This window comes from Nostoc sp. LEGE 12454 (assembly GCF_056620565.1).
In genome coordinates, this window is the sequence record NZ_JBWQXL010000004.1 from 135,947 (window position 1) to 148,247 (window position 12,301).

Consider the following 12,301-nt stretch of genomic DNA (forward strand, 5'->3'; position numbering starts at 1 on the left):
CACCCCTTCACTAAATAAGCTGTTTGAGATCGTAAAACTTTGTATCCTGAATTAATAGGTCACAATAGTTCTTTTAAAACTGGTGCAAGAAGATTTTCGGTTAATTGTTGATTTAGTTTTAGTTCTAGGCGTTGCAGCTTGTGGCGGACTATTAGCGGCACTTTTGCGACAACCCGTGCTGCTGGGTTATCTCATTGGCGGGATAATCATTGGGCCAACGGGACTGGGATTGATAAAAGAACTAATTCAAGTAGAGACTCTGGCACAGTTCGGGGTCGCCTTTTTGTTATTCGCCTTGGGTGTGGAATTTTCCTTTGCGGAACTCAAGAAGGTAAAAGCGATCGCTCTTGGTGGAGGTGGACTCCAGATTGCTTTGACGATTTTGGTGACAGTTTTAGTATGCGGGTTAAGCGGGGCCTGGGGAGCTTTACCTGCGAAGGGGATGTTTTTGGGGTGTATTCTGTCCTTGTCTTCCACAGCGGTTGTCCTTAAGTGCTTGATGGAGCGCAACGAAACAGAAACTCCCCACGGGCAAGTGATGCTAGGGATTTTGGTAGTTCAGGACTTGGCACTGGGACTAATGTTAGCAGTCTTACCAGCCCTCAACCAACCAGCAGAAACTATTGGCATCGCCGTCCTCACAGCGCTAGGTTCGATTGCTTTATTTGCTGCTGGGGCAGTAGCTGCGGGGATTTGGCTGATACCGCCTTTGTTGCAACTGCTAGCCCGTACTGAAAGCAAAGAACTATTTTTATTAGGGGTTGTAGCCCTGTGTTTAGGTATTGCCCTGTTGACAGAGCATTTGGGGCTATCCATTGAAATGGGGGCATTTGTCGCGGGTTTGATGATTTCTGAGGTAGAGTACGCCGACCAAACCCTGACTTATGTCGAACCACTGCGAGATATCTTTGCCAGTTTATTTTTTGCCGCCATTGGGATGTTAATTGACCCAGTGTTTTTGTGGAACAACCTGGAATTAATTTTGGGGTTGGTAGCAATAGTTTTCGTCGGTAAATTTTTGATTATCACGCCCTTAGTGAAACTGTTCCGCTATCCTTTGAAAACAGCCATAATCGCCGGTTTGGGACTGGCGCAAATTGGGGAATTTTCCTTTGTTCTCGCTAGTGAAGGGCAGTCTTTGGGGCTGGTGTCCCGACAAATATACTTGTTAATTTTGGGAACCACCGCAGTCACTCTGATGCTGACTCCTTTTGTACTGCGGTTAGTGCCATTTTTATTTAACTTTGCCGAATCAATGCCCTGGTTAAAACCGTACTTAGAAGAAGATGAGGTGCGGGATGTGTCGGAAGATTTGCCTCTCAAAGACCATGTAGTAGTTTGTGGCTATGGTCGAGTCGGCAAGAATTTGGTGAAGTTGTTGCAGCAACACGACCTACCTGTGGTAGTAATCGACCAATCGGAGAGGAGAATTCAGCAGTTGCGCGAGGCTAAGGTGTCTTATGTCTATGGTAATTGCGTCAGTTTACACGTTTTGGAAACTGCCGGGGTGAATCATGCTAAAGGAATGGCGATCGCACTCCCAGATCCCATAAGTACTCGTCTTTGCTTGAAACGCGCTTTGGAATTGCGCCCAGAATTAGATTTGGTTGTCCGTGCTACCCAGGATAAAAATATTGAGGTGCTGTATCAATTGGGAGCCAGGGAAGTTGTGCAACCAGAGTTTGAAGCCAGTTTAGAAATGGCAACCTATTTATTAACTGGCTTAGGCTTGTTGTCGCCAGCTGTCGTCCAACGAGAAATGCAGCAAATCCGCAACGATCATTATTTAGATTTGCGGCCAGAGCGCTCTGCTACTGAAGTGGCTCGTGATTTGCGCCAAGCCACCCGCGATTTAAATCAGCGCTGGTATCCTTTACCATCGAATTCGCCCTTAATTGGCATGAGCATAGAAGAGGCGGATATGCGCTATTTAACAGGAGTGAGTTTGATGGCAATTCGCCGCGCTAACGGCGATGAAATCGATTATCCCAATAATCAAACCAAATTGGCAGAAGGCGATCGCTTGTTGGTAGTGGGAGCAGATGAAGAACTGGCGGCTTTGGCAGAATTCGCTAAGGGACAAGCGGCTGTACCCGGAGAAAATAGTGCTTGTCAGTGGGTTACAGTCAATGCAGACGCGTCAACACTAGGTAAAACCCTTGCAGATTTAGATATCGCCAAGCAATATGGAGTACAAGTACAGGCGATCCGGCGAGATGGCAAGTTTATCCGCTATCCTGATGGCGGCATGGATTTGCGAGTTGGCGACCAAGTATTATTATGTGGTGGTTTGACAGGTCTGAGTCAACTACAACAGTTATTTGCGATCGCTAGTTCAGTACCCCTGTCTATCCCAATGGTGAAAGCTGGTGAAGCAGAAGCGCTCAAAGACTTTCTACCTGTCGATAGTGTGACTGATTGAACTTTAAGACTCCGCAAGCTAAGTGATTCAATATAGCGATCGCCCCTTTGGGATAGTAGTGACTTGGCTATTTGGGGCGTTTTTTTCATGTTCTTCTAGGATAATATCGCTTCAAGCTTGGCGACTGGCGATCTTTTGGCTTTGACTACTCTAAATCTTGAATCTCTCTTACAGAAAAGTACTTAATGGGGTCATCTGCTTGATCTTTATCAATCGCAGAAGTTTTCGGTCTACTGAATTTGATTAACTTGTTTAATAATTGAATTTCCCTAAGAATTGAGCTTTACTTTTGACAAATTTATTCTATCTTTACAATACTTTTTTATCTCATCTCTTCAGTTATCAGATACTTTGGCGATAATGATAATTACTGTATATACTGTGCTTTATCCAAAATCCTTTGCGATACGAGCAAGCTTTTTAAGACTTAACGACAAAAGCCAGATAGAGAGAAGCGATCGAGAAACTTCTTTGCGCGATAATAGCTATAAACTATGAAAAATAATGTTTTTATAAGCGTTGTAAGTGTCTGTTTTAATCTCTAAATATTACTGAAACTATAATTATAATGTTGTACACAAGTTTACGTATTATTACGAAAGTATTTGCGAATCTACTCTGTAAGCTTTTAGGACAGCCTAGTGTTACTAATTTAGAAACTCAACTCTACGAGCGACAAGTTCAAATTCAGCAGCTAGAAGAACAAGAAAGGGCACTTTACCGAGTTATTAGTAAAATTCGAGCTTCTCTTGAGTTAGAAACAATTTTTCGTACAACCACTAAGGAAACTTGCAAGTTACTCCGCGTCGAGAGGATTGCTGTTTATCGTTTCTATGAAAACTGGAGTGGAGAATTTGTCAGCGACTTTGAATTTGCAGAGACTGGATGGGAAGATGTAGAGACATTAGGAAATAATACAGTTTGGAATGACTCTTATCTACAAGAACATCAAGGTGGACGATATCGTAATAATGAAACTTTAGCTGCTTCAGATGTCTATGCAGCAGACTTGTCTCAATGCCATTTAGAAATTTTAGAACAGTTCCATATTCGAGCTTATGCAACTGCACCAATTTTTGTTGGAAAAAAACTGTGGGGAGTGCTTGCTGCTTATCAACACTCACAGCCACATGAATGGAAAAAATTAGAAATTCAGTTTCTATCTCAGATTGCAACGCAGCTAGGATTTGCAGTTAAACAAGCAGAATTTTTGGCTCAAGCAGAACAAAAAGCAGCAGAACTGTATAAAGCGAATCAACAGCAGGATATTCTGTTTAATTTAGTTGCTGAAATTCGTGAATCTCTGAATCTAGATACCTTGTTTAAGACTACTGTACGAGAAATTCGTAAGGCTCTCCGTAGCGATCGCGTCAGTATTTTTCGATTTAATCCGGAATCGAACTATACCTCTGGTGAATTTGTCTCCGAGAATGTATTGCCTGACTACGATTCTACGATCGCCATCAAAGTAAAGGATCATTGTTTTGGTGAAAAATATGCAGTTGCTTATCACCAAGGGCGTATACAGGTAGTATCAGACATTTATCAAGCTGGGCTAAAGGATTGCCACATTCAACTCTTAGAGCAATTTCAAATCAAGGCACAAATTGTTGCACCTTTAATGAAAGGAAAAACTCTATGGGGATTACTATGCGTTCATCAGTGCCATTGTTCGCGTGAGTGGGAAAAGTCAGAAATTCAATTTATCCATCAGTTAGCCACTCAGTTTAATGTAGCTTTAGAACATTCTGAATTATTAGAGCAATTCCGCTCTCAAGCAAATCAACTTGCTCAAGCAAATCATGCTTTAGAAATAGCAAATTCTCAGCTAGAAAAACTTAGTAAGCTAGATGCTCTAACCCAAATCGCTAATCGTCATTGTTTCGATCAGTTTTTAGAACAAGAGTGGAATCGACTAAGACTAAGTGAAAATTATTTATCTTTAATTATATTTGATATTGACTATTTCAAGGATTATAACGATTCTTATGGACATCTAGCTGGAGATGAATGCTTAATACAAGTTGCTCGTGCAGCACAATCTGTATTAAAGCGTCCTACCGATCTACTAGCTCGTTATGGTGGTGAAGAATTTGTTGTAATTTTGCCAAATACGAACGAATCAGGTGCGATTAAGATAACTAAGTTGATTCAAAAATCTATTCAAGAATTAAAGATTCCTCATAAAAAGAAGAATAACTTTCAATATTTTGTGACCGTCAGTTTAGGTGTTGCAATTCAAAAACCAACAGATAAAACTTCATCTCAAGATTTAATTAACGCCGCCGACAAAGCTTTATATAAAGCTAAAGAACAAGGACGCAATAGGTGGGTTTTTGCTGCAAAAGTCTAAGTCTAATGATGAAACAATTAAAAATATAAAATTAAAAATACACAACTTTAATTATGGGATACAAGCCCACAATAAATAAAGAATTGCTCTCAGATGCGAGGCGCAAGACATCTTTATTCCAAGCTCACGGCTTAAGCCGTGGGCTTGAATTTTTAATTCGAGTGAAGCAAGTGATAAAGCGATAGGTTGTGATGTTTCTGCCTCACTGCTAACTCACTTTCGGCTTGATGTAGGCGATCGCTTGTTTCCAAACGGTGGTTTGCTGACTGTTTTCATCTGCAATACAGATACACTGTGGATCTTGCCATACAACCTTTCCTGTGAGTACATCCTGAGTCACCAGCTTTAACTCAACTGGCGTTGTTTGTTTAATCAGGTTTTGGACTTGTCTAATACTGGGTAAAGTGGTGTCAAATTCGGTAAGCATTTTTAGTAAAGATGAACCTACAAGGCAAAATAAAGAGTAACTAATCCTTGATAATTCATCCTTGAAGAAATGGCAATCGAATTTACTAAGTATCATGGTCTAGGCAACGACTTTATTTTGATTGACAATCGCTCGTCATCTTTGCCTGTAGTGACTCCAGAGCAAGCGATCGAATTGTGCGATCGCCATTTTGGTATCGGTGCTGATGGTGTAATTTTTGTCCTACCTGGAGAAAATGGCACGGACTACACCATGCGGATTTTTAATTCCGATGGTTCAGAACCAGAAATGTGTGGCAATGGCATTCGCTGTTTAGCTGGCTTTTTAGCAGATTTAGAAGGCGAATCCCGAAATCAAGACTCATATCGCATTCATACTTTGGGTGGTGTAATGACTCCCCAACTCTTATCTGATGGTCAAGTTAAAGTAGACATGGGTTTACCCAGGTTACTCGCTAGCGAAATTCCAACTAATCTTGCACCCGCCGAAGAAAAAGTAATTTCTCAGCCGTTAGAGGTGGCGGGGAAAACTTGGGAAGTCACCTGTGTAAATATGGGAAATCCCCACTGCATTACTTTTGTGGAAGATGTCGCAGCAATTGAGTTAGAAACCATCGGCCCAAAATTTGAGCATCACCCAGTTTTTCCCCAACGCATAAATACCGAATTTATTCAAGTGGTACGCCGTGACTATTTAAAAATGCGGGTGTGGGAACGGGGTGCTGGGATTACATTAGCTTGCGGTACTGGTGCTTGTGCTTCTTTAGTAGCTGGAGTGTTAACTGGGAAATGCGATCGCACCGCGACTGTAGAATTACCTGGTGGCCCCTTGCAAATTGAATGGTCAGAAATTGACCAACGCGTTTACATGACAGGCCCGGCCCAAAAGGTATTCACTGGTAAACTGTAACCAGCTTCTCATTTACATTACTCAACTATTTCGAGGTTTGTAGTAAGCACTTTAGTGCTTAATAAATCAGGACTAAAGTCCTTACTACGAACTTTTTAAGATTCATTTTCTGCTGGAGTTTGAATTTGGGGATTAATTTTAGATTGCACAGATTCTTTATTAGAAATTGCGAGATATATACCCCCGACAATTAGAGCCAACCCTAACAAGTTAAAAATACTCAAGTTTTCCGAGAAAAGTATCCAAGCAAGAATCGCAACAATTACAGGATTTAGTAGTAAGAGTAAAGAGATAAATCCTGATGAAAAATTTTTGAGGCTGTATACAATTAGCCCATGACCCAAGGCTTCGCAAATAGCAGCTAGCGCAAATACTACTAACCACCCCGATAAAGTAACTGGTAAAACTTGTTTTTCTAAGATTAATACTACTGGTATCATCAATGAAGTTGCGATCGCACAGCGCCACAGGAGGATAGCGATCATTGAAAACTTATTGCCGATCTGCTCAATAAGTAAAAAGTTTGCTGCATAAAATATCGATGATATGAGGGCAACAGCATCACCTGTAAAATTATGATTAGAACGCAACAAATCTTCAAATACAACAGCGATCGCACCGATTATGGCTAAAATTAGACCGATGATAAATTTGCGCCCAAAAATTTGATTAAAAAATAGCCATCCTCCTAAAGTAGTAAATAGCGGATTGAGGCTACCTAACGCATTAGCATTAGCAGCACCAGTCTGAGTTAGCGACCAAGTCCAAGATAATCGACCTAATACATGAACTAGACCCACTGCGATTAAAAGCGCTATCTCTTTGATTGGATAAGGCTGCTGTGGTAATACAGGTTTATCTTCAGTAATTTGAGTCCGTACTTGGTTAATTCCACTCCATAATCCAAAGATAATTGTCGCTATCCATAAGCGATTAAATAATGTAGCAACAGGGCTCATTTCTCTAACAGCGACTTTAATAAATATTGCTGTTGAAGATAAAGCTAATAATGCAATTATTACTATGATTATCGGCAGGATTTTTGAAGTTTTATCATTTTCTGGTGTTAGGCTTAATTGATTTTCTGCCATTTAGTTTATATTTATTATACGAACCGCCAAGTCGCCAAGTGCGCCAAGGGGAGTAATTATTTGGGATTACTCAGGTAATAGTGCCATAGAAGTCTTGCAGCAACTGCTCGCCACGGTCGCCAGTGCTGTGTCATTGCTTCTAGTTGTGCGGGTGTTGGACGCGTCGCCAAGTTTTTGAGTTTTTGTAGAGCGATCGCGATCGCTAAATCGCCTTTAGGAAAGACATCAGGACGTTGCAGCGCCATGAGCAAATAAATATCAACTGTCCAGTCTCCGATGCCTTTGAGGCGCTTTAACTCAGTTCTGATAGCAGTTTCGTCCATTGTTTGGAGCTTGGTTAGGTCAAGCTGACCAGTTGCAATAGCATTCGCCAACCCACGACAGTATAGAATCTTTTGCCGACTGAATCCAATCGCTCTTAATTGAACATCATCCAATATTAGAAAATTTTCTGGCGTCAGAGTTACAACAACCCCACAGAGTCTTGTAAATACTGCCCTTGCAGCCGCTACAGAAACTTGCTGTTCCAGAATTATACACAACAGCGTTGCAAAACCCGCTTCTCTTGACCATATAGGTGGAGGCCCCAGTGTCTCTAAAATCCGAGCCAAATCGCTATCAAGTTTGGCAAGCACCATTAAACCACGGGTAAGACTTTCTTCAGTCAGCGATTCTAGTTCAGGTGTTTGAGTCATGTTTGTAAAATTTCGACTCTTGTGTAAGCAGTTTTTGTTTGCGCTCAATTCCCCAGTGATAACCACCAAGACTGCCATCACTCCGCAGCACCCGATGACATGGTACAATCAGCGCGATCGGATTAGCGCCACAAGCATTACCCACGGCGCGGACTGCTTGGGGTTTGGCAAGATTACGGGCGATATCGGTATAAGTGCGGGTTTCTCCATAAGGAATTTTTTGTAATGCTTGCCAAACCTGTTTCTGAAATGCTGTCCCACGCACATCAAGTGGTAAATCAAGATGTGCCTCGCCTCCCGCAATGAAGTCGAGGATTGCTTGTATCCATTCCTTGTGTATGCGATCGTCACGCACGATCTGCGCTTGGTGAAATTCCTGGTTTAAAATGTGTTCAAGCTTGTCTGCTTCATCACCTAGTTTAACGGCACAGATACCCTTCTCTGTAGTTGCCACAAGCAAATATCCTAGTGAACATGGAGCGATCGCATAAACAATGCTAATTGTTTTTCCAGCTTGTTGGTAAATTTTTGGTGTCATTCCTAATTGTTTAGGTGCTTTCTCATACAGTTGACTACTTGAACCATACCCCGTATCGTAAACTGCATCAGCAATTTCTTCCCCCGACTGAAGACGCTGTTTCAATCGCTGGCTACGCAGTGCATCTGCATATTGAAAAGGCGATACGCCAATTATCTGCTTAAATATTCTTTGCAGGTAACTGGGACTCATTTTCACCTGAGAGGATAATTCCGAGAGGGTTGGGATGCGATCGCTTTGTGCTTCAATATATCGACATACTGCTAAAATTTTGGCTGTATTTGGAACTATTTCAGATTGTGGCTGACAGCGCTTACAAGGTCGAAAACCTGCAATTTCAGCATCTTGTACCGACTGAAAAAAACAAACTTGATTTCGATTTGGTCTGCGACTAGGGCAAATAGGTCGGCAATAAATGCCTGTAGAGCGAACACCATAGAAAAACTTACCTTCAAAAGCAGAGTCTCGATTGAGAACTGCTTCCCATAGTGTTTCTTCTAAAAGTTGTGTCTGTTGTAATTGCATTCATCCCTCCTCAAATCTATTGCAAAGTACTCCTACTTTGGATTGCCCATGATTAGTTTTTGCCTTTAGGTAAAACTAGATTAAATGTATCGTTCAATTACTTTCTATCTGATTGTTGCGTTCAAAGTTAATTATCTCAGTTTTTTAATGTACTAACTCGCTGAATGAGTTCACTACTCGATAAAACCGGGAATCTTAAATTAGGCAACACAATGGAGTTTTTATGAGTGGTGGTATTTACCTGATTCAGGATAATTCTCAATTAGTTGAGATAAAGGAAAAACCCTATGAATCAGAAGATGGGCTACAAAAGCTACTAGCATTTTTTTCCATTGTTGCAGTTGTCGATCGGTTATGCAGAAACTCTTACGCAAAGACACGGAGATGCGATTTCAATGACGATTAGCTGACTACAAAATTTTATCGTACAGAATTCAGGAGTGCTGACAGAATTCAGTTGCGTATTCTGTCAGCACTCCTGAACTGATTTGCTCTTTGACAAATGGTTCACCCGATTGGGTGAATGCGATCGCAGCATCCAGAACTACTCTGAAAGTAGAGCCACTTTTTTGTTGTGAGCGATGTCTACGACGGACTACGCCTACGCGCTGACAGCTAAAAAACTTTTACAATGGCTATGATTACCTTGAATATTATGCCAATTGCTTATATATCAAAGGGTCTAAGAGTGGATGAAATTCTAAAATCACCGCAGAAACCAGATTTTCTACCAGAGAAGATCCCTCTGTTGGAAACAATTTCTGCCAATTTACCGGGGATGATTTTCCAAATTCTGCAACGGCAGGATGGTTCTGTATTTATTCCTTATATTAGTTCTGGTTGTAAATATTTGTATGAATTAGAACCAGAGGCTGTACAGCCAGACTTTCAAGTGTTATGCAAACTGATTTATCCACAAGATATAAAAGCTTTTACAAAATCTATTGCTGTTTGTCGTACTACTCTTACACCTTGGCATTGGGAAAGTCGGATTGTTACGCCTAGTGGCAAACTTAAATGGATTCAAGGTACTTTGCAACCAGAATTACAAGCAACAGGTGATTTTCTTTGGCATGGCTTGGTTATGGATATTACAGAGCGAAAACAAGCCCAAGAAAAATTGCTTGAGAGTGAGGCACGATATAAAGCAATTTTGGATGCTATCCCCGATTTGATGTTTCGGATCAGCCGCGATGGCGAGTATCTAGATTTGAAAAGTGAGGGTGCAAATATCACTCTTTCGAGAGAAGAAATAGTTGGAAAAAATCTGCAAGAGTTATTGCCGAGTGATGTTGCAGCCATTAGCCAAGTAGCGATCGCTAAAACTTTAGATTCTGGAATTTTGCAAACTTGTGAATATCAACTACCAACATCTTTGGGAATCAGAGATTATGAGGCGCGGTTGGTAGTTAGTGGTACAGATGAGGTACTAGCAATTGTCCGAGATATCACAGATCGCAAACAAGGGGAAGTCGTCTTACAAAATCTTGCCCAAAAATTTGCTAAAGCTTTTAGTTGTAGCCCCGATTCAATTACCATTAGCACGCTGCAAGAAGGACGCTTTATCGAAGTTAACGACAGTTTTGTGAATCTTTCAGGTTATGGGCGAGATGAGGCAATTGGTAAAACTTCTTTTGAGTTAAATCTTTGGGTAAACGATCGCGATCGCCTAAACTTAGTGCAAGAGTTGCAAAGCACGGGAGTTGCTCGTAACTTAGAAATTGATTTTCGGCAAAAATCTGGCGAGATAATTACAACGCTGCTGTCAGCCGAAGTCATAGATTTGAATGGTATTCCTGCCATTTTAGCAGTGCATCACGATATTACAGAACGCAAACAGGTAGAAGCACAATTACGCTTTTGTGCCCAACGCGATCGCTTGTTGGCAGAAACCCTAGTGCGAATTCGGTCTTCGCTTAATTTAGAGCAAATTCTTCAAACCACCGTGACGGAAGTTAGGCAATTTCTGCAAGCAGATCGAGTTTTCATTGGTTTAAATAATGCCAATTTAGGAGTCAAAACTCTTGCCGAATCAGTAGATTCTAAGTATCCATCAGTCTCAGGTTGGTCTACTAATGATGAAGCTTATCTACAAGAATTAAGAAACTTATTAAAAGATAATCGCGTACGTGTGGTTGAAGACGTAACGCAAATATCAGCATCTCCCAAAGTAAAAGCACACTGTCAAAAATTCCAAACGAAGGCTAGCTTGGCTGTACCAATTATGCTAGGTGACGAATTATTTGGTGCGTTAATTGCCAATCAATGCTCAGGGCCGCGTCATTGGCAGCTAATAGAAATTGATTTGTTACAGCAGATGTCAGAACAGCTAGCGATCGCGATTCAACAAAGTCAGATATGCCAAAAGCTAGCAGAACTCAACACTAATTTAGAATACCAAGTCCAAGAACGGACAGCACAGTTAGAGCAGAAAATGCAAGAAGTTGAAAAATTGCATCGCGTCAAAGATGTTGTTTTACACACAGTTGCCCACGATTTACGAACTTCCGTGATGGGTAACTTAATGGTGTTAAAGAATTTGTTAAATCAGGGAGTGGAGAGCAAGGGAGCAAGGGAGCAGGGGAGCAGGGGAGCAGAGGAGCAGGGAAGCAGGAGAGCAGGGGAGCAGGGGAGCAGGGGGGAAATTACAGCAAGTCTTTCTCCTCTGCCCCCCATCCCCTCTGCCCCTCTGCTTCTTTCCCATGCCCAATCTTCAATTCCAATATCTCGCTCAATCATCGAGCGAATGATTCAGGGCAACGATCGCCAACTAACAATGATTAACTCATTGCTAGAAATTAATTCCTGTGAAAAACAGGGTATTGAGATCAAACTCGAACCAGTGCAATTTAACAGCCTACTGGGAGACACATTTGTTCAGTTGGAACCCATGCTGACACAAAATCAAGCGACTCTGAAGAACTTGGTTCCCGCAGACTTACCATTAGTAATGGCAGATGGGATTCGATTGCAGAAAGTTTTGGTCAATTTGATCGCACATAGCTTGCAAAATAATCCGCCAGGATTAAATTTTACCCTGCGCGCTACCGTTGAGGGCGGAATGATTCGCACTCAGATTCAAGATGACGGTGTGGTAATGAGTAAAGTAGAGTGCGATCGCCTGTTCGATCTCCATGTCCGCGATCCTCAAGATTGCTGCTCTACAAGCATTGGCTTAAAAATGTATCTTTGTCGGAAAGTTATTAAGGCGCATGGCGGCGAAATCGGGGTTATGAGTAACCGCAAGCGTGGGTTAACTTTCTGGTTTACACTACCTTTGGCAACTTCATCCGCAACAAATCGCCCATAAATTACCAAAAAATGAGAGGGTGTTATTTATG

At 41.5% G+C, this 12,301-nt stretch carries 9 protein-coding genes; 5 read left to right on the forward strand and 4 right to left on the reverse strand.

Going from position 1 to position 12,301, the window contains the following annotated elements; all coding sequences use genetic code 11:
- Nucleotides 1-82: 82 nt before the first annotated feature.
- Both AC1F2U_RS06095 and AC1F2U_RS06100 read left to right on the forward strand, forming a co-directional pair.
- Nucleotides 83-2,422 carry a monovalent cation:proton antiporter family protein gene (locus tag AC1F2U_RS06095; protein WP_480260293.1) on the forward strand — a complete coding sequence of 780 codons (2,340 nt, stop codon included), beginning with the start codon at nucleotides 83-85 and terminating at the stop codon, nucleotides 2,420-2,422.
- 568 nt (nucleotides 2,423-2,990) lie between these two features.
- Nucleotides 2,991-4,775 carry a diguanylate cyclase domain-containing protein gene (locus AC1F2U_RS06100; RefSeq protein ID WP_480260294.1) on the forward strand — a complete coding sequence of 595 codons (1,785 nt, stop codon included), beginning with the start codon at nucleotides 2,991-2,993 and terminating at the stop codon, nucleotides 4,773-4,775.
- 208 nt (nucleotides 4,776-4,983) lie between these two features.
- On the opposite strand, the gene AC1F2U_RS06105 is transcribed toward AC1F2U_RS06100, so the two are convergent.
- Entirely contained in the window at nucleotides 4,984-5,202 is a 219-nt protein-coding gene (locus AC1F2U_RS06105; RefSeq protein WP_480260295.1) for an Hfq-related RNA-binding protein, read from the reverse strand.
- 69 nt (nucleotides 5,203-5,271) lie between these two features.
- Between AC1F2U_RS06105 and dapF the strand changes: the two genes are divergently transcribed.
- Nucleotides 5,272-6,111 (forward strand): diaminopimelate epimerase, encoded by an 840-nt coding sequence (gene dapF, locus AC1F2U_RS06110; protein WP_480260296.1) that lies wholly within the window; start codon nucleotides 5,272-5,274, stop codon nucleotides 6,109-6,111.
- A 95-nt stretch (nucleotides 6,112-6,206) separates the two neighbouring features.
- Here the strand turns inward: dapF and AC1F2U_RS06115 are convergent, their stop codons facing one another.
- The 3 genes from AC1F2U_RS06115 to ada are packed head-to-tail and all read right to left on the reverse strand — an operon-like array spanning nucleotide 6,207 to nucleotide 8,960.
- Nucleotides 6,207-7,202, reverse strand: coding sequence for a DMT family transporter (locus AC1F2U_RS06115; protein ID WP_480260297.1), 996 nt, complete (start codon nucleotides 7,200-7,202; stop codon nucleotides 6,207-6,209).
- 56 nt (nucleotides 7,203-7,258) lie between these two features.
- A complete protein-coding gene (locus AC1F2U_RS06120) occupies nucleotides 7,259-7,897 on the reverse strand; it encodes a DNA-3-methyladenine glycosylase family protein (protein WP_480260298.1) in 639 nt (212 codons plus the stop codon).
- Nucleotides 7,881-8,960, reverse strand: coding sequence for a bifunctional DNA-binding transcriptional regulator/O6-methylguanine-DNA methyltransferase Ada (gene ada / locus AC1F2U_RS06125; protein ID WP_480260299.1), 1,080 nt, complete (start codon nucleotides 8,958-8,960; stop codon nucleotides 7,881-7,883). The genes AC1F2U_RS06120 and ada overlap by 17 nt, the downstream gene beginning before the upstream one ends.
- Before the next feature lie 223 nt (nucleotides 8,961-9,183).
- Here ada and AC1F2U_RS06130 point away from each other — a divergent pair, with 223 nt between their 5' ends.
- Together AC1F2U_RS06130 and AC1F2U_RS06135 are read left to right on the forward strand one after the other, a co-directional pair.
- Nucleotides 9,184-9,366 carry a hypothetical protein gene (locus tag AC1F2U_RS06130; RefSeq protein ID WP_480260300.1) on the forward strand — a complete coding sequence of 61 codons (183 nt, stop codon included), beginning with the start codon at nucleotides 9,184-9,186 and terminating at the stop codon, nucleotides 9,364-9,366.
- Nucleotides 9,367-9,591: 225 nt separating this feature from the next.
- Nucleotides 9,592-12,270: a sensor histidine kinase gene (locus tag AC1F2U_RS06135; protein ID WP_480260301.1), complete on the forward strand. Its 2,679-nt coding sequence runs from the start codon at nucleotides 9,592-9,594 to the stop codon at nucleotides 12,268-12,270.
- The last annotated feature ends 31 nt before the right edge of the window (nucleotides 12,271-12,301 follow it).